The sequence below is a fragment of the Psychrobacter raelei genome, from assembly GCF_022631235.3.
In the GTDB taxonomy this organism is placed as follows: domain Bacteria; phylum Pseudomonadota; class Gammaproteobacteria; order Pseudomonadales; family Moraxellaceae; genus Psychrobacter; species Psychrobacter raelei.
In genome coordinates this window covers 1,965,641-1,988,246 of sequence record NZ_CP093310.2, presented here as the reverse complement: position 1 = coordinate 1,988,246, position 22,606 = coordinate 1,965,641, and the positions used below count along the sequence as shown (strand labels likewise).

Annotated in this window: 14 protein-coding genes; 5 read left to right on the top strand and 9 right to left on the bottom strand. The window is 43.9% G+C overall.

Annotated features, from left to right (window positions below; all coding sequences use genetic code 11):
- Window positions 1-299: 299 nt before the first annotated feature.
- From MN210_RS08325 to MN210_RS08310, 4 genes are all read left to right on the top strand, one after another.
- The gene (locus tag MN210_RS08325; protein ID WP_011960808.1) at window positions 300-599 is read left to right on the top strand and encodes an integration host factor subunit beta; all 300 of its coding nucleotides are present in this window, start codon (window positions 300-302) and stop codon (window positions 597-599) included.
- Between the two features lie 81 nt (window positions 600-680).
- Entirely contained in the window at window positions 681-1,898 is a 1,218-nt protein-coding gene (locus MN210_RS08320) for a CNNM domain-containing protein (protein ID WP_227675222.1), read from the top strand.
- A gap of 292 nt (window positions 1,899-2,190) precedes the next feature.
- On the top strand, window positions 2,191-2,682 hold the full coding sequence (locus tag MN210_RS08315; protein ID WP_011960806.1) for a hypothetical protein: 492 nt from the start codon (window positions 2,191-2,193) through the stop codon (window positions 2,680-2,682).
- A gap of 135 nt (window positions 2,683-2,817) precedes the next feature.
- Window positions 2,818-6,057: a lytic transglycosylase gene (locus MN210_RS08310; RefSeq protein ID WP_338412037.1), complete on the top strand. Its 3,240-nt coding sequence runs from the start codon at window positions 2,818-2,820 to the stop codon at window positions 6,055-6,057.
- A gap of 90 nt (window positions 6,058-6,147) precedes the next feature.
- On the opposite strand, the gene MN210_RS08305 is transcribed toward MN210_RS08310, so the two are convergent.
- Both MN210_RS08305 and MN210_RS08300 read right to left on the bottom strand, forming a co-directional pair.
- On the bottom strand, window positions 6,148-7,380 hold the full coding sequence (locus MN210_RS08305; protein WP_338412036.1) for a transglycosylase SLT domain-containing protein: 1,233 nt from the start codon (window positions 7,378-7,380) through the stop codon (window positions 6,148-6,150).
- Between the two features lie 1,149 nt (window positions 7,381-8,529).
- Window positions 8,530-9,282, bottom strand: a complete 753-nt coding sequence (locus MN210_RS08300) for a Nif3-like dinuclear metal center hexameric protein (RefSeq protein ID WP_241879721.1) — start codon at window positions 9,280-9,282, stop codon at window positions 8,530-8,532.
- Window positions 9,283-9,645: 363 nt separating this feature from the next.
- Between MN210_RS08300 and MN210_RS08295 the strand changes: the two genes are divergently transcribed.
- A complete protein-coding gene (locus MN210_RS08295; RefSeq protein ID WP_011960802.1) occupies window positions 9,646-10,977 on the top strand; it encodes a S1C family serine protease in 1,332 nt (443 codons plus the stop codon).
- Window positions 10,978-11,096: 119 nt separating this feature from the next.
- Here MN210_RS08295 and yfaE read toward each other — a convergent pair whose 3' ends face one another.
- The 7 genes from yfaE to MN210_RS08260 form a co-directional block, all read right to left on the bottom strand.
- Window positions 11,097-11,354: a class I ribonucleotide reductase maintenance protein YfaE gene (gene yfaE, locus MN210_RS08290; RefSeq protein ID WP_011960801.1), complete on the bottom strand. Its 258-nt coding sequence runs from the start codon at window positions 11,352-11,354 to the stop codon at window positions 11,097-11,099.
- An 83-nt stretch (window positions 11,355-11,437) separates the two neighbouring features.
- On the bottom strand, window positions 11,438-12,571 hold the full coding sequence (gene nrdB, locus MN210_RS08285; protein WP_110816735.1) for a class Ia ribonucleoside-diphosphate reductase subunit beta: 1,134 nt from the start codon (window positions 12,569-12,571) through the stop codon (window positions 11,438-11,440).
- Between the two features lie 461 nt (window positions 12,572-13,032).
- Entirely contained in the window at window positions 13,033-14,433 is a 1,401-nt protein-coding gene (locus MN210_RS08280) for a DUF4062 domain-containing protein (RefSeq protein WP_338412035.1), read from the bottom strand.
- A gap of 335 nt (window positions 14,434-14,768) precedes the next feature.
- The gene (gene nrdA, locus MN210_RS08275) at window positions 14,769-17,045 is read right to left on the bottom strand and encodes a class 1a ribonucleoside-diphosphate reductase subunit alpha (protein WP_155587012.1); all 2,277 of its coding nucleotides are present in this window, start codon (window positions 17,043-17,045) and stop codon (window positions 14,769-14,771) included.
- Between the two features lie 564 nt (window positions 17,046-17,609).
- Complete coding sequence (locus tag MN210_RS08270) at window positions 17,610-17,951, bottom strand: DUF493 domain-containing protein (protein ID WP_241878217.1); 342 nt, start codon at window positions 17,949-17,951, stop codon at window positions 17,610-17,612.
- 197 nt (window positions 17,952-18,148) lie between these two features.
- Window positions 18,149-20,020, bottom strand: a complete 1,872-nt coding sequence (gene rpoD / locus MN210_RS08265; protein WP_011960797.1) for an RNA polymerase sigma factor RpoD — start codon at window positions 20,018-20,020, stop codon at window positions 18,149-18,151.
- Window positions 20,021-20,446: 426 nt separating this feature from the next.
- Window positions 20,447-22,564: a DNA primase gene (locus MN210_RS08260; protein WP_338412034.1), complete on the bottom strand. Its 2,118-nt coding sequence runs from the start codon at window positions 22,562-22,564 to the stop codon at window positions 20,447-20,449.
- Between the last annotated feature and the right edge of the window lie 42 nt (window positions 22,565-22,606).

The window sequence follows — 22,606 nt, the reverse complement described above, 5'->3', positions numbered from 1 at the left end:
GCTGCTCCTTTTTTAATGCAAAAACTTAATAGATTGCCTCAATATTTGGCCTAAATCGTTAAAAAGTCTAATATTAGTTCCACAGCAGCCAAAACTTATGATTTAATATCAATATAGACTATGAAAGTTAGAATATTCATAGTTAAATCATAAGTCTATTTAAGGCATATGATATTTGGTGAGTAAAATAGCCTTTACTGCGCGTAAGGCATTTGCTTAAAATTTGTTAAAGGACTAGCGATTTAAAGCAGTTTAATACAATTGTTTTTCATACTATTATTTATTAAGGTCACATGGATATGACAGAAGTTATAAATAAATCAGATTTAATACAAGATGTTGCCGCTCGATGCGACTATATGGCAGATTCAGATGTAGACAATGCCGTCCGTGAGATATTAGAACTGCTCTCAGAGAAGCTCATCTCAAATAATAGAATAGAAGTGCGCGGCTTTGGTACCTTCTGTTTGCATCACAGAGAGGCGCGTCAAGGTCGTAATCCTAAGACCGGCGAGATGGTCTTGGTTCCCCAAAAAGCCATTCCTCACTTTAAACCCGGTAAGGCGTTACGTGAAGGGGTTAATCATAAATGGATGTAAACTAGTTAAGTTTAGTGATATCCTGTTACTTTTCTTCTTTATGTTTAACGACATTTGGTTCAACTACATTAGGTGTTTGACTTGAAAGCTCGATTTAGAACATCACCACGCTTTACCCGTAACACTGTATTTTTAATCGCTCTTATTACCTCAATACCACTAGTGGCTTATGCTGCTGGTGGTGCCATAGATGCACCCGTGCAGACTTCTGCTTATGGGGTGCATTTGGTGCTACTTATTGCCTTTATGGTATTGTCGGTGTTTGTGTCCTTTATCTGCTCGGTTTCTGAGGCAGCTTTATTGACCATGACACCCTCTTATGTGGCTTCTATTGCAGAAGAAAACCCCACAAAATCAGCGATGTTAAAAGAAGTTAAAGTCGATAAGATTGATCAGTCTATCGCGGCTATTTTGACCTTAAATACAGTGGCACATACGGTCGGTTCTTTGGGAGCAGGGGCTCAGGCCACTATCGTTTTTGGTAGTGAGTGGTTTGGCGTGTTCTCAGCCTTTATGACCTTGCTGATATTGGTCGGTTCTGAGATTATTCCTAAAACCATTGGTACGGTCTATTGGCGTCAACTTTCAGGTCCAGTGGCGTATTTTGTTAAAGCCATTATATTCTTGCTGTATCCGCTTATTTGGTTCTCCGAAAAAATCACCACTTTATTGACCCGTGGCAAAAAGGCCAATACCTTTAGTCGTAATGAGTTTGCTGCGCTTGCTAGTGTGGGTGAACAGTCGGGTCAAATTGATCCATTAGAGTCAAGAATTATCCGTAACCTGTTGGCATTCGGTGCGATTAAGGTTGAGGATATCATGACGCCGCGCTCAGTCATGCATGCGTTTAATCAGTCGATTACGGTTGCTGAACTATTGGCCAATCGTCCTAAGCTGATGTTCTCAAGATTGCCCATTTATGATGAGGACTTAGATAAGGTGACCGGCTTTGTTCTAAAGTCGGATATTTTATTGGCCAAAGCTAACAATCATATGGATAAGCCTTTAGAGAGCTATAAGCGCGAGATTACCTTTGTATTCTCCAAAATGAAGCTGTTTGATTTATTAGATCTAATGCTCAATAGCCGCATTCATATTGCAGTGACTGTGGGCGAGTATGGTGAGGTCAAAGGCTTGGTTACTTTAGAAGATGTGCTGGAGACCTTATTGGGTCTTGAAATCGTCGATGAAGTCGACCGCGTTGAGGACATGCAGGTACTGGCGCGTCAGATGATGCAGCGCCGTTCAGCGAGGTTAGGGATGTTGGTAGAAGATGATGATACGCCGATAGACCCTTAAAGCTAAGTGGTATCTTAGAGCCTATGTTTTATTGACCCAATAAACATTAATCGACGTCATCAAGCAAAGCTGATTTTTGTGACCAAATATTACAAGCCGTTAATATTTACCTAGGATGGGGTTAACTTAAGTATAGTACCATAAGGGTGCATTACAATTTATAGGCATAAAATTCATCCAGATGGATACATAAATATCAGCCAGTTAAGCTCATTTAGCCGAAAAATTGAAGCTATGAACTCACAAAGTTAAGCAGGTTTTTATAACTGTTTACAACAATAAGGAAGTCTCTATGCTAAAGGGTCTATTTAGCTCAAAAAAATCAATGTCAGCCGTGCTTGCACCTGCAGCTATGGTCACCGCGGTCAGTATGGTAGCCACTGCTGCCCAAGCCGCCCCATTAACTGAGGCAGCCGTGCAAAGCTATGCGGCACAGATGAAGCAAGCGGCCAATAGCGAAAACCTAAGCTTGGTCTCAAGTTTAGTGGCAGATGAAGCCTTAATTTCATTGTCTCGCCGTGGTAAGACCACAAGCCTTGATAAAGCGGCCTATTTAAAGCTGTTACAAGACAGTTGGTCAAAATCAAGCAGCTATACCTATGATATTAATATATCTAATGTGGTCATCAGTGGAGATCAAGCAAAAGCCGATGTTAAAACGATAGAAACTTGGGTCAGAGATGGTCAAAAAAGAGTATTGACCACCACCTCAAGAGCGACGCTCAAATCAGGTGCTAATAATGCGGTACTGTTAAGAGCTGTCTCACAAGTGACTATTGAATAGCTGCTCAATTCATACTAGATAGCTATGAAATAGCAGTAATGAAAAAGTTTGTATTTTGTGCAAGCTTTTTCGCATTATATTGTATACCTAATTGTCTTAATAAAATTTCACTTCTTACACTGGGTTGTTATTGTCATGAACTTTAGAAAAACCTCCATTCGATTTTGTAAGCTGCCGTTAGTAGTGGCGATAGGCTCTGTTATTTTGGCAGGGTGTAATAACACAGCGCCTCTACAAAGTGGTACGGCACAGGGAACTCGTATCCCTGTGGCACAAAACGAAGCGGTGTCTAATGTGCCAGCTACCGATGGCTACAGCACAGCACTATTGGACGATGACAGCTTAGATGAGCTTGAAAACCTATTAGAAGCCACCGATATGAAAATGGTGGAAGATGACAAGTTGGCCATTCAGCAGTATGGTAACTTGTGGGACCGTATGCGTGCCGGTTTCCGTATCGATCAAAGCCAATATGGCTATGGCCAACAGCAGCGTATTGATGCACAAAAGAACTGGTTTATTACCCGTCAAGACTATATCAACCGTTTAACCGCCCGTGCCAGTCGCTACTTATACCACACGGTACGTGAAGCTGAGCGCCGCAATATCCCAACTGAGCTAGCGCTACTTCCGGTCATTGAGAGCTCCTACGATCCAACCGGTACTTCTAACGCGGCGGCTGCAGGCTTGTGGCAGTTTATCCCAAGCACAGGCCGTATCTATGGCCTAACCCAGACGCCTACTTATGACGGCCGACGTGACGTTATTGAATCCACCCGAGCTGCGTATGACTTCTTGACCTCGCTGCATAACCAATTTGGCAGCTGGGAGCTGGCCTTAGCCTCTTATAATGCGGGCCCAGGCCGAGTTCAAAAGGCGATTGATGCCAACCGTGCCCGCGGTCTGCCCACTGACTTTTGGTCGTTGTCACTACCGACTGAGACCATGCACTATGTCCCTCGTTTTATGGCCGTGGCTCAGATCGTGAAAGACACGGGTCAATATAGTATTTATTTGCCTGCCATTGCCAACCGTCAGCATTTTAGAAGTGTGCCGGTCAACTATGGGGTCAGTCTAAATGAAATCTCACAAATCACAGGGGTGAGCTATGATGAGTTAAAAGCTCTTAACCCTTCATTGACCAGCGGCCGTGTAGATACCTCAGGTCCAAACCGAGTGATCATTCCAAACCAAGTGAATATCTTGGTTGACTCAAAAATCAGTAATCTCAATGGGAATGGTGGCACTATTTTAGCCAGTAACAGCGGCAGTAGCAGCTCCCCTTATAGTATTCCAGATTCACAATATCAGGTATTGGCCAAATCGCCTGAAGGCTTGGCTGAGTTCGCCAATAAAGCACGTGCGCCCACCCAAAACAGCAGCTATATTGCGCCAAACCCTACCGTTTCATCAAGCTCAACCTTTAAAGAGCCGCCCATTAGTGAAAGTGAGAAAAAGCGCATTGAGTCAGAGTTTGCTCGTTCAAATACACTGCCCACGACTTCTGCTCAGTTAACCCGTAACGATACCATCGTTCAAGAGCCGCCTTTATCTGCTGAAGAGAAGAAGTTTATCTCTCAGCAAATTCGCCAGCAGTCACCTGATGTGGGCGAGGTGGTAAGCTCAGTGGATGGTAATATTAAGCTTGAAGCCATTCAGACTCAGCAGTCTATTTTAGAGGCACGCGGTGAAGAGAAGAAAATTAGCTTTGATCGTCCAACTGCCTCGCAGCAGCAAGTAACACCACCAAAGCCAACCGGAACTCGAACCGTTTATACCGTAAAACGTGGTGATACCTTGGTAAATATCGCCTCACGTGCAGGTCTAAATTGGCGTGATATTGCTGATTGGAACCAAATTAACCCCAACTCTACATTACTTGCGGGCACCAATTTATATTTATACAATGCCAAGCCGATTGCGCCTTTAGATTCTGCCTCTGCCAAGCCGGATACCACGCAAAGTGGCGCGCAGCCTAACACTTATATTGTGCGCCCAGGCGACACTTTAATTGGTACGGCCAACCGTGTGGGCTTAAACGTATCCCGTCTGGCAAGCTATAACGGTCTATCGACCAATGCTCAGCTACGCGCAGGTCAGAAGCTCTGGCTAATCCCTGGCATGGTCAAAACCACTGACACCAGTCCTGCTGCCTCAAGCAGCTCAGATGCCGTTTATAAAGGCAAAACAGAGACGTATACGGTGAAGCGTGGTGAGGGATTAATTGGTCTTGCTTCTCGCTTTAATATTCCAGTCACAACTTTAGCAGCAATGAATGACTTAAGTCCAACAGAGCAGTTGCTAGTCGGTCAGCGTCTGACAGTTCCTACAGGCACAGCGAGCAGTAGCAGCTCAAGCTCATCGAGCAAGCCGGCCACCTCTAGCTCAAGCAGTAGCTATACGGGTGAGACTACCCGCTACACCGTACAATCTGGTGATAGCTTAATTGGTATCGCGAGTAAGCTTGGTGTGGCCCATACTCAAATTGCGGATATAAATAACTTCTCAGCCACCACTCAGCTACAGCGTGGTCAAGTGATTAAGCTGCCTGTGACCAAAGAACAAGTCGCGCGTGGCTTAAATAATCAAAGTATCAAATACAAAGTACAGTCTGGTGATTCGCTCACAGCACTGGCTAATAAATACAATATGTCTATCGCTGATTTGGCCAAAGCCAATAACTTGGGGGTAACCTCAAACCTATTTGTCGGTCAAGTTATTACCATCCCAGGCAGTGGAGCAGGCTCATCGTCATCAAGTAGTGCAAGCTCATCGGCAAGTAGTTCAAGCAGCAGTTCGAGCTCAAGCAGTAGTTCGAGCTCGGGATCAAAGCCTAACTATACCGGTACCTATAAGGTGCAGGCTGGTGATGGCTTAATCAACTTAGCGCGTGACTACGGGGTATCGACTGCAGATCTAGCTGCGGCTAATAATATCAGCGCCACCGCAGGTTTATTTGTAGGCCAAACGCTCAAAGTACCTAATACCAAGGCCAACAACTCAAGCGCTGCGTCAAGCTCAAGCCGTGCTTCAAGCGCCAGCAGCTCGGCGACTTCGGCAGCTGCAGTCTCTAGTAAAGGTGGCAACTATACGGTTAAATCAGGTGATTCTTTAATTGGCTTGGCCAACCAAAATGGCTTGAGTGTGAGTCAATTGGCCAGCGCCAATGGCTTAAGTTCAAATGCACAGTTACGTATCGGTCAAAAAATCACCATTCCGGCGACCACCACCACGTATAAAGTGAAGTCAGGAGATAGCTTGATTGGTCTGGCCAAAAAATATGGCATGACCCCAGAAAAATTCGCTGAGCTAAACGGTATCAGTAGCACAGCTATGCTACAGCTGGGTCAGACTCTAAAAGTACCCGTTCAATAAAATGGCTTGGTGAATAAAAGCAGAATAAAAAAAGAGCTCAATGTGAGCTCTTTTTTTTGGTGAACCTTTTAATGTGATGCCGACAAGCAGTTAAGCGGTGCGCATTTTTAGTGACTCTAAGTAGCTGCGAATGTTGGTCACATAGTGCATGCACTGGGTATAGCGTGAGTTGCTTGCGGCATGGTCGGACATATAAGCATACACATTGGTCCAGCTTTTGGGGTCTTGTCCGGCCTTAGCCACTTTGCTTTGGATGCTCTTAACCGCATTGGGACCCATGTTGTAAGAGGCGAGGGCGAACCACAGTCTATCTGGGTTTGGTACATCCCTAAATTCGGCCTTCATTTGTTCTAAGTAGCGTGCACCACCGCCGATGCTCTGATAGGGGTCGATGCGGTCAGAGACGCCCATGGCTTTGGCGGTGTTATTGGTCAGCATCATAAGCCCGCGTACCCCTGTGGGTGAGGTGGCATTAGCATCCAGATGCGACTCTTGATAGCCCATGGCGACAAGCAGCTGCCAATCATGGTCATAAGTGTCGGCTTGCTGCTGGAAGGAGGACTTATAATGAGGCAAATTGGCAGTGAGCGCTTGCTCAAAGTGCTCGCGATTGTAATCGTCTTTTAATAACGTCTGATCATAAAAATTGGCAATTTTGGCGGTGTTGATTAACTGGCCATTTTCGCACAAAAAATCACTGGCTTTAATGGCAAGCGGGTCGTTGCTACTACGAAAAGCCCAATTGGTCTTAGGATGTAGCCCATTAGTGGCCAAAGTGGTGTCAAAGCCGCAACTGATGTTAATGGCGCTAAGTCCGGTATCTTCGGTTAGCTTTGTACTGGCTGTCGTCAGCGCCATATCTGCTTTGCCTTGACGCACAGCTTGCAGTGCTTGTGCTTCATTGGGGTAATCTTGCACCTGCAGCGTCACCCCTAATTGATTGGCATAACTGCGCGCAATGTCATAGCCAAAGCCATGCTGAAAGCCATCTGTCGCAAAATAAGTGCTATCACCTTTGACTGAGGCTAAGGTGAGAGTATTTGACGCCATAACCTTATCGTATGCTACAGAATCTGTGCTAAATAAGGAGGTGGTCAAACTTTTGGCCGGCAAAGACAGTAGCGCAATACTGGAGATTTGCACCAGCATCTTGGTCTTTGCAAACTTCTTGCTCGCAAGGGGTTTTTTAGTACCGAAAGCGGTATAAAACAGGGTAGGTACAAAGCGGTTAACGCGTTTGAAGCTTTGAGAGGGTAGGTGTGATACAACTGGATTTGAATGGGATTTGTCTTTGCGTTTTAACCTATAGGCGATGCGTTGCATGGATGTCTCCTTCGTCCAACCATCCATACTGTGTAGAGGTTAATACACCATTGTATTAAGGTCTCGTTAAAGCCACAGCTATGAGCAGCGAGCGTTATAGTGACTCAATAGACATCTGTATGTACCAATATATCCTGCACAATAGCGCTATCTTTGATGTCTATTAAGCGTTTGATTAAGGGTGCAAAAACACAAATAACCACTTAATAAGACCTATAACGATTTAACTTCGCTTCGCCCTAAGGGGGCGGTTGTTTGGTGCGATGGCATAAGACCACATTCAAAAAACAACAAAACAAGCTTGGTTAAATAGGCTGCTAGCAAGACGAATTAAAAACAGCAAGAATAAATATCATAGCCTGACCAAAACACAAAACCGCCTGTACAATTTACCAAGTACAGGCTTATTATGGCTAGACGATGACAAAGCCGGCTTTAGCCTAAAGCTTACCTAATAAGGGCAGGCGATAGTAAAAACCCACTTGTGGCAAATTACAACTTGTCCCGCATCTGGCATAGTGAGTCAATGCCTATCAAGCCGGACTGATTCGGACCTAAAAACTTAACCTTTAGGCCTGATCGTTTTAAGTCGTGTAATTAAGCCACTTATCTCAAGCTGATTTTTAACCGAGTATAATCAAATGGGCAGGACTGAGCGTCAAAGCGCTATAGCTGCCTTGATAGTCAGTCCTTTACTTTTAGAAATATACTGGCCACTGACGAGCGGCTCTAAGGAGGCTAATAGCACCCTTAGTGCCACTTATCAAAATCCGCACTTGCGATGATTTGTAAAATTTGGCAGTTCACTGCAGAGCATTCCCCGTCTTTGTGCCGCTGAGCCAAAACCACTAAGATCATATGGCAACGAGGTTTGCTAAATAACTAAAAAAAACTACTGTTCTTTGAAAAAAACAGTAAGTGAAACGGATAAGCAGATAGATGGGGGCTATTAGTCATAACTCAATAGGTAATGATATTTGACAGCCACTGTCATGGATTGCTGTCACATATCAGAACCAAAATCACTAAAAACCCAGCTTATGTTGGCTTATTATACTAAAAAATATTTTATTGATGTGAATTATAAAATGAATGGTTAGGTTTGATGATATCAAAGCAGCAATTTAACTAAGAATTTTAAGTGAGTCACTATGCAGGATTAGGATCGTCGATAAAGCGTACTTGTACACCGTGCGTTTGTGCAATAAGCTCGCCTAATGCCTTAATGCCTCCTCGCTCTGTGGCATGATGACCGCAGGCTAGATAATCAATGCCCAGCTCACGGGCAGCATGAGTGGTACGCTCTGATATCTCTCCTGATATATAAAGCTGACAGCCCATCTTCGCTGCTTGTTCAATCATATCTTGAGCACCACCAGTACACAGCCCTACTTTAGTAATCAGCTTATTGCCCGCTGCAATGTGGGTTGGGGTACGCTGTAACTGGGTGGTGACTCGCGCTATAAAGTCCTCAATAGAGGTAGGCTCACACTGTGCGATATTGCCCACAGGATAGTTATCTTCAGGATACAGTGCACCGGTAATCTCAAGCGATAATAGCTGGGCTAAAGTGGCGTTATTACCGATCACAGGGTGCGCATCTAACGGCAAATGATAGGCAAGTAGTGAGATATTGTTTTGTAGTAAGCTACGAATACGCTTGCCCTTCATGCCCACTAACGGCTGATCTTCACCTTTCCAAAAATAACCATGATGTACCAAGATGGCATCAGCTTGCTCACTAATGGCTGCGTCGATAAGGTTTTGAGTGGCGGTCACTCCGGTGACAATCTTATGGATGGGGGCATCCGCATCGACTTGTAGTCCATTTGGGCAGTAATCTTTAAAGGCATCTGCTTGTAGATAGTTATCACACCACTGCGCCAAAGCTGATGGGGTCATCGTAGCCGTTTGAGGGATATTAGCCGCTGTTTGAGGGTCATAGGATTGAGTCATAGTAAGTCTCCTAAATAAAGATACATAAGCGATAGCAATAAGAGGTGGCCAGTGTATAAGATATGGCCGGCAAGTAACAGGAACTGAACAATATATGTTGCAAAATAGCAGAGAGGTTTCCCAGTAATAGCCTAACAAATGTTAAACTAATAGCTATTTATTGGTATGCAATTAAATAATTAAACTATAGCAACGCCAACATATGCGGTAAACCTACTGAGTTCAGACATTTTTTACTGCTCATCTAAAGTAGGGGGTAGGATAAACAGGTTTGCCGGCTGTGCCAAGTTGAGAGCATCGAGGAGTGACATGTCTGCATCATCAAAAACAAATATTATTTGGAAAGTTCTACCCTGGTTATTACTAATAGCAGTTCTAGCGGCTTTTATTTGGGTGTATATTGACCAAAAAACCCGCCAACAAAGTGCTTGGGAGCCGCCTCGTAGCGAGACCACCTCTATTCCGCTCAATAATGGCCGCGTGTCAGATAGACCGGAGCCGGTCACCTCTTATCACAATGCCGTGGCAAGAGCCTCTCGCTCTGTGGTGAATATCTATACGACCCAAATTGTACAAAATCCTTATATGAACGACCCCGTATTGCGTCGTTTTTACGAGTTTCATGGCCAAACGCCACAAGCCGGCCAAGAGACCAATCTAGGTTCAGGGGTTATCGTCTCAACCGATGGCTATATTGTCACCAATGCCCACGTGATTGCCCAAGCCGATGAGATTGTGGTGGCATTGAATGACGGCCGCAAAGCGGTGGCCAAGGTTGTGGGCACTGATCCTGACAGTGATTTGGCAGTGATTAAAGTCGACATGAGTGGTCTTGAGCCATTAGCGTTTAGAGAGCTGCCTATTGAAGTGGGCGATGTGGCTTTGGCCATTGGTAACCCCTTTGGTGTGGGTCAGACCGTTACCCAAGGCATTATCTCAGCCACAGGTCGTACCGGTCTTGGCGTCAATACTTATGAAGACTTCATTCAGACGGATGCTGCTATTAACCCAGGTAACTCCGGCGGGGCATTGGTAGATGCTCGAGGCGAATTAGTGGGTATTAACACCCTTATCTTCTCGCGCTCAGGCGGCTCAATGGGGATTGGCTTTGCTATTCCAACGGCTTTGGTTGAGCAGGTGATGAATGCCATTATCAAAGATGGTAAGGTCAGTCGTGGCTGGCTGGGTATAGAAGTATTATCTCAGCTGCGTGATCCTTCACAAATTGATAATACCACAGGGGTGGTGGTGCGTAATATCATTGCCGGTAGCCCTGCCGCCAAAAGTGGCCTAAAAGTTGGGGATGTGATTTTATCTATCGATGGCGTTGAGATGACTGACTCTAATCGCCTTATTCAGCATGTGGCCAGAAAGATGCCGCATGATACCCTTAAGGTACAAGTGCTGCGTAATTCAAAGAATATGAACATCGATATCACCCTCGCGGAGCGTCCAACTCAGACTGAAGTTGTGCCACCTCAGATGCCCATGTCCAATGACGACCCTGAGCTTTATTTAGAGTCACCAGAAGGCAATGCCAATCCTTTAAGTGATGAGCAGCGTGCTCAGCTAAGAGAGGAGCTCATTGAGCTGTTTGAAAATGGCGCAAGACCCAAAGTAGACCCGCTGCCTCATCAGTAGTAGCGATATAGCTAATAATAAGTGATAAAAAACCCGCGATGTTTCTCGCGGGTTTTTTGTGCTGACAATCCAAATACTGCTGAATATCTAAAGATAATAGGCGCTGACTTATGGCGTAATTAACTAACGTTTTTGAGACGGATCATGCCTTTAACCTGACAGCAGCAGGCGAGTATCTCTCCTTTTTCTAGCATGGCCAAAGGCGGCTTAGCATAGCTGATAGGAAAAGAGGAAGCGGTTAGCTTAACACGGCAACTGCCACAGTACCCTTCACGGCATTGATAGTTAATATCGTGTCCGGTACGTAGTAGACCATCGAGCAACGTCTCATCATCGTGTAGATAAAAGCGTGTCTTTGAGGTAAATACCCAAGTCATAGCAAAAAACCACAGTCAGTAAGTTTAAAATAGTCAGTAAGTTTAAATAAGCCAGTGTCTAATAAGTTTATACGCTTATAGTATTACAACTCGAAGTCATCAAAGTCACTGTCTGATAAGTCAGAGTCAATTTGGCCGACAAGGTAGGAGCTGATTTCAGTCTCTTGCGGTGCGACCTGTACGTTATCTGATGACAACCAAGTATTAATCCAAGGAATAGGGTTGCTCTTAGATTCAGGGAAGATACCCGGTAAGCCGACCGCTTCCATACGTAAGTTAGTAATATACTCGACATACTGGCATAGGATATCTTTGTTTAGGCCAATCATAGAGCCGTCTTTAAACAGATAACCTGCCCATTCTTTTTCTTGTTCAGCCGCTTTTCGGAAAATCTCAATACTCTCGTTATGACATTGTGCAGCAATCTCTGCCATTTCGGGATCATCTTTGCCTGACGCCATAATATTAATCATGTGCTGGGTACTGGTTAAATGCAGCGCTTCATCACGGGCGATAAGCTTAATGATCTTGGCGTTACCTTCCATCAGTTTGCGCTCAGCAAAGGCAAACGAGCAGGCGAATGATACGTAGAAGCGAATGGCCTCTAATACGTTAACGGCCATCAAGCACAGATAAAGCTGTTTTTTTAGTTTGCGTAAGTCGACATACTTTTCTTCACCATTGACGATGTGTGTACCTGGGCCAAATAGGCTATATAGCTGTGAATGTTGGTACAAGTCATCATAATAATAAGCAATGTCTGAAGCACGCTGTAGAATGTGCTCGTTTTCCATAATGTCATCGAATACCACAGCAGGGTCGTTGACGATATTACGAATAATATGGGTATAGCTGCGTGAGTGGATGGTCTCGGAGAATGACCATGTTTCAATCCAAGTCTCAAGCTCAGGGATAGATACCAACGGTAATAGCACCACGTTTGGGCTACGACCTTGAATGGAGTCTAGCAAGGTTTGGTATTTTAGGTTGCTGATAAAAATATGCTGCTCATGCGTGGATAAGTTGCCGTAGTCGATACGGTCTTTTGATACATCAACCTCTTCTGGACGCCAGAAAAATGACAACTGCTTTTCGATAAGTTGTTCAAAGATGGGGTGCTTTTGTTGGTCATAGCGTGCTACGTTAACGGGCTGACCAAAAAACATCGGCTCTTTAAGCGCGTCATTTTTTGTTTGGCTAAAGATTGAGTACGTCATGATTCTACCTTTTTATTCGTCATTGGTTTACAGTTGGGTTTGTTAAACTTTTGTCTTTGTCATCTGTTTTGCAGCTACTCCTGCCATATGCTTGTATCTACTCGCATGAGCGAGGCGAGAGCACGGTTTGAGCGGTTCCTGTTGTCTCGATATCCTCTCAATACCTAGCTCTCGCAGCTCGCTCAAACCAGTAGTATACCGCTTCTGTCAGGGCTAAACCGCACCTTCGAGTAAGGCTTGCGATGCTTAGTTGGTTTGGCTGGGGTTTTGGGTTTTTAATCCATTCCCTGTCCTTCCTTTACAAAGGAAGGGGGCAGTTCTTTTTGAGCCGATCTTAAGTAGGTTGGCGTCGAGGAATGAGCGCTAGCCTACGATAATAGTAAATTTTAGAAGCAGGTTTTAGCTTAGGGTATTAAGTTACGTAATACTCTCAGTCCAATTTTTTACAATCTTTTTAATAATTAGGCTATCGTTTTAACGGATATTGAAATTTGGAATATTTCTGGTTCTAAATACTCCTCACAAATTATCTTTACTGTTACGTCAGCATTTCCACTTCTCAGCGGTATTAACACATAGTTATCATAGTTGGCGTTTAGATTATGTAGCAATTCAGACTTTGTTATAGAAATTGTATTATCTTTTACCATATTACTATTTATGTTATTACCCAAAGACATCGCCTTTAAGTTATTAATATATCTATTGTCTCGAAGGATCAAATCTTCATGGCTATTAAGAGGTATTCTGTTTAAAAAACTTAGAGCATTTGGCTTAATATGAGCGGTGATATCTTCGTCATACTTATTCTGAGCTTCTTCTATTAAATCATGAAAATATGATTTAGGAAGAACGTCTTTAGATTCATTATTTAATTTATCTAAGTTATCATTAATTAAATCTTTATCAGTTTTATCTGCAATTGAGACAATATCAGGAAAAGTTATGTAGATATGAATATTATTAGCTTTGATATTGCCATCGTTCAATAAGTTTATATTTAGAGGGTGTCTTAAAGTCATTAATTCATAAATATTGGCTTGGATTGAGTTATATTCTTCTATGCTCTCTTTAGTAATTGAACTTAATGAGCGATTGTAACTATCCTTCTCCCTTTCAGAAATATATTTTTTTAAGTGATTTGGAATAGAGTCTATGAGGGGTTTTTCTTTAAACAGTATATCTATAGACTCGTCAAGGTCAGAGTTGAAAGTTGGATTATCGGTATTATTAATTGATAGTTTCAGTTTAGGCTTTCTTTCCTGTTGAGATTTTTTTAGTGTTTCATTCTCTTTTCTAAGCGCTCTAATTTCATCATTCAATAAAACAATTTCATCTGCAATTTCACTATTTTTATTATTACCTCTAATCCAACCGGTTAATTCGTAATCCTGATTAATCTGTCCAAGGCTCTCATGGATAGCTAATTTAATATCCTTAGTATCAGTAAAAAACCTACACATATAGCTAAGAACTTTATTTCTAAAGCTTAAAAGCTTATCTGGGTTGTCTTTTTCGGTTCTATTGACAGGCAAATTTTCTAACTTAGAATCATCAATAACTACAGCGAATAGTGGTTTATTTTTAGACTGAGCATATTCGTACTCTAAATGAGTATAGCTTTTACCAGTTTCTTTATCTATTGAACCGTATCTACCACCAAGTATTAACATATATACATCAGATTCATCAATCCATCTTTTTATTATTTCCCACTGACTTTGATTGGATGCAGTAAAAAGCTCCATACCTGCAGGTATATGACCTGCTTTTAGTATTGCTTCAACAGCGGATTGACGCTCATCCAATAAATCTTTGTATGTTGAGCTAATAAAGATTTGGAGTTTTTTTCGATTATCCATAATCATCTCTAATTATATAATTTATATAGGCTAAAGTTTGCCGAGACACGGCCATAGCCTTTAAAGATAGACTGTGACGCGCATATCATAAAATTCTATTTAAAGAATTTTAACTTACGAACCTAACAAAGCAGTGCTTTGTTTTAACAGTTCTCATCACTATCTAAAGAACCCCGATGCCAAGGCCAGTCTTTTAAGTTTGGGTGTCGTAAACTCCACCCAACCTACAAATTAAGCAAATCAAGACGCACCACTCTAAGTCTCCCCTCAAAAAGGGGAGACTTTAAAGCAAGCATATATATAACGGTTTGTTTGTAGAGGAGATGCTTTACAGATTACAGCTTACAAGCACCGCTGGCACAGCCGTCATCGATATCGGCTTGAGCATCATTAGCACCATCACGAGTGTTGTGATAGTAAAGTGTCTTAACGCCCAGTTTATAAGCAGTTAGCAAGTCTTTTAGCAATACCTTCATAGGTACACGATTGCCCTCGAAGCGGGTTGGATCGTAGTTGGTGTTGGCGGAGATGCTTTGGTCAATGAACTTTTGCATCACGGCCACCAGCTTTAGATAGCCATCATTATTTGGCATTTGCCACAATAGCTCGTAGTTGCCTTTTAAGTTTAAGATATCGGGCACCACTTGCTTTAAGATACCATCTTTTGACGCTTTTACTGATACCAGACCACGAGGTGGCTCAATACCGTTGGTGGCGTTAGCAATCTGGCTTGAGGTCTCAGAAGGCATCAAGGCTGATAAAGTAGAGTTGCGTAGGCCATGGGTTTTAATCTCCTGACGTAACGCTTCCCAATCAAGGCGCAATGGCTCATTGCACACCTTATCTAAGTCCGCTTTGTAAGTATCAATCGGCAAAATACCTTGTGAGTAAGTGGTCTCATTAAAGGCGGGGCAAGCGCCTTTTTCTTTGGCCAGTTTGTTCGAGGCTTTTAGTAAATAGTACTGCAATGCCTCAAAAGTCTGGTGCGTCAGACCAAGCGCTGAGCCGTCCGAGTAGCGGGTACCATTTTTGGCCAAGTAATAAGCATAGTTAATCACACCCACACCCAGCGTACGGCGATTCATGCTGCCATTTTCAGCGGCTTTTACTGGGTAGTCTTGGTAATCAAGTAGCGCATCTAAGGCGCGCACGATTAATTCTGCAGGCTCTTCGATATCCTCTAAGCTATCGACTTCGCCAAGGTTCACCGCAGATAGGGTGCACAGTGCAATTTCGCCTTCTTCGTCATTAATGTTATCCAGCGGCTTAGTTGGTAGCGCAATTTCCATACATAGGTTTGACTGACGGATAGGGGCGACAGTTGGGTCAAATGGGCTGTGCGTGTTGCAGTGGTCCACGTTTTGGATGTAGATACGACCAGTACTGGCACGCTCTTGCATCAATAAGCTAAATAGGTCGGCTGCAGGCACATGACGTTTGCGGATGTTGTCGTCTTTTTCGTACTTGGTGTATAGCGCTTCAAACTTGTCTTGGTCAGCGAAGAAGGCTTCATATAGACCAGGCACATCTGAAGGTGAGAATAAAGCGATGTCTTCACCTTTAATCAAACGGGTATATAAGGTGCGGTTAATTTGTACGCCATAGTCCATGTGGCGCACACGGTTGTCTTCTACGCCGCGGTTATTTTTTAGAACCAATAGCGACTCTACTTCTAAGTGCCACAGTGGGTAGAATAAGGTCGCTGCGCCGCCACGTACCCCGCCTTGCGAGCAGCATTTAACTGCGGTTTGGAACAGCTTATAAAAAGGGATACAGCCGGTGTGCTGAGCTTCACCGCCTCGGATAGGGCTGCCTAGCGCACGGATGTTACCGGCATTGATACCAATACCAGCACGCTGCGATACATAGCGTACAATGGCGCTGGTTGTGGCGTTGATTGAGTCTAAGCTATCACCACATTCAATCAGTACGCACGAGCTAAATTGACGTGAAGGGGTGCGCACACCGGACATAATGGGTGTGGGTAATGAGATTTTGAACGTAGAGGCGGCATCATAAAAACGCTTCACATAGTGCATGCGCTCAGACTTATCGTATGAGGCGAACAGACACATACCCACCAGTACATATAAGAACTGCGGACTTTCGTAAACGGTTTTGGTCACACGGTCTTGTACTAAGTATTTACCGGCCATTTGTTCGGCAGCGGCATAAGCAAGATTCATATCGCGCCAGTGGTCGATGTAGTCATTTAACTCATCAAACTCTTCACGTGAGTAGTCTTGTAAAATGTGCTGATCGTATTTACCCGCCTCGGTTAATTTGGTTACATGGTCAAATAGGTGAGGTGGCTCAAATTGATTGTAGGCAATTTTACGCAAGTGGAAGATTGCCAAACGTGCCGCAAGATATTGATAATCTGGCGTATCCTCAGAGATTAGGTCAGCAGCAGCCTTAATGATGGTCTCGTGAATGTCACGGGTTTTGATGCCATCATAAAACTGAATGTGCGACTTTAACTCAACCTGAGATACAGAAACATTGTCTAATCCTTCGGCTGCCCAAGTAATGACCTTATGGATTTTATCTAAATCGATGGGCTCTAGACGGCCGTCTCGTTTCATTACTTTAATATTATCCATATGTGTCATTGCTCTCTCCGCTCGTTGTCACCAGATTGCCGGTCAAAAACCTGACAATCAGAAAAATAATACCCCAATATATAGTGTGTGTCTTAAAATATTAAACACAATATATGGGGTGGTTTTTATGTTGTAGGCACAATATAAAGGAAAAAAAGAATTTTTGCTATCTTGACAAACTACGGCTTAGCAGTTCAAGTAGGTGATTTATGATGAATAATCAGACATCAAAAAAACTTGCAAATTGGCAACCGTTGAAACGCTGCCGGTTAGCGCATGTGTCAAGTAAAAAATACGGCTAAAAACGATTAAAAAAACTTTTTTAATTAAATTGTAAACCACAAAGTCAGGCTCAAAGTTTATTCAGCCAAATCAAATCGGCTAAAATTAAATTCATTGTGTCACTATTGACTTCTGGTAACTTACACTTAAAACATGCCCTTTTTATTACAGCCATTTGCTCAAAACAGTGAATACCGCGTTAAATTTCACCCATAAAAAAAAGCAGCTAACACTGCTTTTTTGGGTAAAATAAGGGCGATACAGTGGCCAATTGCTATTTAGATGGCCTGCTTATACGACAGTACGGACAGTTTTTGCCTGATCAAGGGCTGCGTATAAGTCATTGACTTGAGCTGCTTCAGTAAAGTGTAATTTGGCACGTACTGAAGTAAAGCGGCCGGTGCTGGATTGTTTGACGACTAAAGTTTCCATATCGAAGTCCGCAAACTGAGTTCCTAAAATAAGCTTAACTTCATTTAAAAGGGTGTCATGCTCACCTTCATGACCAATAATGCTCATCGGATAATCCATTGGAAATGCCCAAAGACCTGGGTTTTGGATGTCCGTTTTTTTGGCCAGTGGATCGGTATGTAAGGTTAATTCACGGCTTAAATCGATGTTTTTGTTAGACATAATGTCTCCGTTTATATTTTGTTAAATCGCTTTTTGTATGAATACTATATGGAGGTATTGTTCAGTTTTTCAAGGGGTAAAGCAGAGCGCTAAGACCTGCTTTAGACTGAGGTATGCATAGGCTTTAAACACAAAAAAGCTGAGAGATTCTCAGCTTTTTTGCTACAACAGGTTATGGGCGTTGACTCAACCTTGGCTTAGTCGTTTTCTAAGAACGAACGTAAATGCTCAGAGCGAGAAGGGTGACGCAGTTTACGTAACGCTTTGGCTTCAATTTGACGAATACGCTCACGCGTCACATCGAACTGCTTACCAACCTCTTCTAGGGTGTGATCGGTTGGCATATCAATACCAAAACGCATGCGTAGCACCTTGGCTTCACGTTCTGTTAAGTTGCTCAGCACATCTCGAGTCGCTTCTTGTAGACCTGCTGAGGTGGCATCTTCTACAGGGCTTGAGATGGTCTGGTCCTCAATGAAATCACCTAGGTGTGAATCTTCATCATCACCGATGGGGGTCTCCATAGAGATAGGCTCTTTGGCAATTTTTAATACCTTACGAACCTTAACCTCATCCATCTCTAAACGTTCGCCTAATTCCTCAGGTGTGGGCTCACGACCCATCTCTTGCAACAATTGACGAGACACACGGTTGATTTTGTTGATGGTCTCAATCATATGCACTGGAATACGAATGGTGCGGGCTTGGTCAGCAATAGAGCGGGTAATGGCCTGACGAATCCACCAAGTGGCATAAGTTGAGAACTTATAACCACGGCGATATTCAAATTTATCTACCGCTTTCATCAAGCCAATATTGCCTTCTTGAATCAAGTCTAAGAACTGTAGGCCACGGTTGGTATATTTCTTAGCAATAGAGATTACCAAACGTAAGTTGGCTTCGACCATCTCTTTTTTGGCACGGCGGGCTTTTGCCTCACCGATGGCCATACGGCGCGCCACTTCTTTCATTTCGGTAATTTGCATGTCCAGCTTGTCTTCATGGTCGCGGATACGGCGCTGTAAAACCACCACATCGTCGACCACTTTGGCTAAGCTATCTGCAAATTTAGGGTTGCCTTTTAGGCGATCAGTTAGCCAATCTACGTTGGTCTCGTTACTTGGGAAAGTCTTACGGAACTCGCTACGAGGCATTTTACCGCGGCGAATGACCAAGCGCATGATTTGACGCTCTTGCTTACGCACATCGTCATAAACATCATGCATAATAGCCATAACATTATCCGCCATGCGGTTGTTAAGCTTTAATAGCATAAAGCGTTCGGCCAGCTGAGCATAGGCTTCTTCAGCTTGCGCACTGCCACGACCATACTGCTCTAGGGCTTGTTTTGCCACCGCAAATAATTCACGGATCTCCTCGACACGTTGACGAACCAGCTCAGGATCTAGGCCACCGCTTTCTTCAGCTTCTTCCTCTTCCTCAGCTTCTTCTTCATCATCTTCGTCATCGACATCTTTAGCTTTAGATTTGGTGGTGATAACGGGGATTTTTTCTTCGTCTTCTTCCACAACTGCCGGTTCAATCTCTTCAGGATCTAAAAAACCAGTGATGACGTCAGAGAGTTTTTTCTCGCCCGCTTCTACTAAGTCATATTCATCTAGGATAAACTGCACAGTACCTGGCCAGTAAGCCATGGCATGCTGGACATCACGGATACCCTCTTCGATACGCTTGGCGATAACGATTTCACCTTCACGCGTCAATAAGTCAACCGTACCCATTTCACGCATATACATACGCACAGGGTCGGTGGTGCGACCAGGCTCAGTTTCTACCGCAGCCAATACAGCAGCAGCTTCATCTGTGGCCATGTCGTCATCGTTAGCACCATCGTTCATCAAGATATCATCAGCATCTGGCGCTGATTCAAAGATTTTAATACCAACATCCGTAAGCATTTGAACGATGTCTTCAATTTGGTCGCTTTCGGTGATTGAGGCGGGAAGTTGGTCGTTAACCTCAGCATAAGTCAAATAGCCTTGCTCTTTACCCATCTGGATAAGTGTGGCTAGTTGAGAGGTAGATTGAGAGGCTGCCTTATCGGTCATAATATCTCGCTTGCAATAGAAGATGTGGGTTAAAGGTAGAGTGAGGGGTGCACATGGTTTTTAGATGGCCAGATGGTTGTCTTATTGTTTTAGTTTTTGCCAAAGCTATTTACGTAAATTTGAGCAACTAAATCTGTAGCCAAAAATCAAAAATGAGTCCGATATTATAACATAATATCCAAAACAGCACCGCAAATACAGCGCAAGCTATAAAAACTAACTTGCCAAACCTGAGTCTAAACTTAGGGGGTATTTACTTGGGTACTACCCGGCGATATTAATGATATGGGGGCATAACCCTTTTTTTAAAGCCACGGCTAGTTTTTGGTCTAAAAAGGTTGATAAATGCCAGATTAAAGCACAATTTAAAACCAGTTATCAGTGTAGGGGCGCTGTTAGACCCTCAAGATTGTTAGACCCTCAGGATTATATCTTAGAGGACTGCTCAGCTTGCTGCTTTTTAAGCCAGTTCATTAAGGTCTGACGCTGCCGGTTCAGATGGCTGGTAATCACCAGCCCTGGTGACTGACTCATTTGTTTTGATAAGGCTTGTAGCATCAGCTGAGTTAACAAGTCATCTACCAAATCATCTACGTCAATAATCCCGCGCTGGTTGAGATTGGACCAAAATGGATGCCAGCGGGTGGCAAGATTTTGTTGTAGGCCACTTGGCAAATTGGCCAAAATAAAGTGAGCGGCCGCATTGGTGTCCTCAGGCAAATAAGGGGTAAGACCAATGATGGTCTGAGTCAGCTGGGTAAGACTTGGGCTATTAAAATCCTCCCAGCTTGGCAAAGGTGGGGTCGCTACGGGTGCTTGCTGTGTGCCTATCGATTTTTCAGGTATCTTAATATCTGCCACACCAGACACCTCCCACAGTCGCTTGATGGGGTCTTCTGCCAATAAGTGCGGGGCAAACAGCAAACACAACTCGAGCTGTCGGCTCACCGTCATATCGCTGTCGAAGTCTAATAAGACATCATGGGCGGAGTTTTTTTGATTTTTGCGCCCGCCAAGCTTTTGATAAATATCGTTATTAAGCAGATACTTAAAGCTTGAACCCTTGGGCAGATTATTGGTCAACTGACGTACTTGTGACATCAGCTTGGCTTTACCTTCGGCTAAGCTTAAGTCATAGCGCTCGCTGAGATAAGCAAAAATGTATTGCGATAACGGCATGGCGCGCTTAATCTGCTCTCGCATCGCCTCCACACCCTGCATGGCAATGTAAGTGTCTGGGTCATGCCCACCTGGTAGGGTTAAAAAGCGCAGCTCTTTGTCATCGCTTAGCACAGGTAAGGCCACCTCAAGCGTACGCCAAGCGGCCTTTTGACCGGCACTGTCACCATCAAAACATAAGGTTAAGGTGGGGTTCATTTGCAATAAGCGGGCGATTTGGGTTTCGTTAATCGAGGTACCCATTGAGGCTACTGCGCCATAGATACCCGCTTGATATAAGGCAATGACATCCATATAGCCTTCAACCACCAGCCAATCGTTCGCTCGCTGTTGACGTGACTCGTAATAGCCGTAGAGTACATGCTGCTTATGAAAGACAGGGGAGTCACTGGAGTTGATGTATTTGGGCTTAACTTCGTTGTCTAATGCCCGACCGGCAAAGCCAATAATCCGGCCTTGATTGTCGCGAATAGGAAAAATAACCCGATCACGCAGCAGATCATAGTCGCGACCCTTTTCAGATTGACGCACCAGACCCAAAGCTTTTAGACCTGCAATATCCTGCGGAAAGGCCTCTTCTAAATGCTGCCAACCGGTGGGTGCATAACCCAGACCAAATTCATTAATGGTGGCATCGGTTAATCCCCGCTCTGTAAAATACGCCATGGCGTGCAGGTTATTACGCAGATTGTTTTGATAGAATTGGCCAATTTGAATCAGTAGCTCATATAAGTTGCCGTCTTGCTCTATGGTGGCTTGACCACCAAAGTTAGAGGAAGACATATCTGTAAAGCCGCTGTCATAACCAAGGTTATCACCAGGTGTGTCGCCCATATCCCAATCACTGGGCGGCGCTGAATCTAAATTAAAATAGCTGTCTTCATCGAAATAAGCAGGGGGCGCGTCAGCCACTGATGTCGTATTAGTGGCTAAGCCATTAGTTTGGCCCGAATGCGGTGTCGTCGCCGCAGTGTGCGTGTCATTTAAGCCTTTGCCATTGCCACTCCACGAGGGCGCAGGGGCCGTGGGTGTGGGTTTGGCGCTGCGTTTATAACGCAAGTCTTTGTTGTCTTCTTTGGGAATCTCTATACCCGTCTGGCGTGACAGCTCTTGTACTGCCTCCATAAAGGTTTGGTTTTCGTATTCCCGCAAAAACTTAATGGCATTACCACTCACACCGCAGCCAAAGCAGTTATAGACATTTTTTTGGGGATTAACATAAAAAGAGGGCGTTTTTTCGCCATGAAAAGGACAATTGCCCTTAAACTCTTTTCCCGCGCGCTTAAGCGTGGTGTGTTTGCCAATAATCCCTACCAGGTCGGCTTGGCTATTGAGCTGATCAAGAATGTGGTTAGGGATGCTCATAACGGCGCTTTATCTGACAAAGTGGGTTGTGAGGAAGATGAG

Bases quoted from the DNA above. Each gene is read 5' to 3' on its own strand.
- MN210_RS08260 (WP_338412034.1), bottom strand. From the start codon at position 22,564: ATGAGCATCCCTAACCACATTCTTGATCAGCTCAATAGCCAAGCCGAC.
- rpoD (WP_011960797.1), bottom strand. From the start codon at position 20,020: ATGACCGATAAGGCAGCCTCTCAATCTACCTCTCAACTAGCCACACTT.
- MN210_RS08305 (WP_338412036.1), bottom strand. From the start codon at position 7,380: ATGCAACGCATCGCCTATAGGTTAAAACGCAAAGACAAATCCCATTCA.
- yfaE (WP_011960801.1), bottom strand. From the start codon at position 11,354: ATGACTTGGGTATTTACCTCAAAGACACGCTTTTATCTACACGATGAT.
- MN210_RS08325 (WP_011960808.1), top strand. From the start codon at position 300: ATGACAGAAGTTATAAATAAATCAGATTTAATACAAGATGTTGCCGCT.
- MN210_RS08300 (WP_241879721.1), bottom strand. From the start codon at position 9,282: ATGACCCCATCAGCTTTGGCGCAGTGGTGTGATAACTATCTACAAGCA.
- nrdA (WP_155587012.1), bottom strand. From the start codon at position 17,045: ATGACACATATGGATAATATTAAAGTAATGAAACGAGACGGCCGTCTA.
- MN210_RS08280 (WP_338412035.1), bottom strand. From the start codon at position 14,433: ATGGATAATCGAAAAAAACTCCAAATCTTTATTAGCTCAACATACAAA.
- MN210_RS08270 (WP_241878217.1), bottom strand. From the start codon at position 17,951: ATGTCTAACAAAAACATCGATTTAAGCCGTGAATTAACCTTACATACC.
- MN210_RS08295 (WP_011960802.1), top strand. From the start codon at position 9,646: ATGTCTGCATCATCAAAAACAAATATTATTTGGAAAGTTCTACCCTGG.
- nrdB (WP_110816735.1), bottom strand. From the start codon at position 12,571: ATGACGTACTCAATCTTTAGCCAAACAAAAAATGACGCGCTTAAAGAG.
- MN210_RS08310 (WP_338412037.1), top strand. From the start codon at position 2,818: ATGAACTTTAGAAAAACCTCCATTCGATTTTGTAAGCTGCCGTTAGTA.
- MN210_RS08315 (WP_011960806.1), top strand. From the start codon at position 2,191: ATGCTAAAGGGTCTATTTAGCTCAAAAAAATCAATGTCAGCCGTGCTT.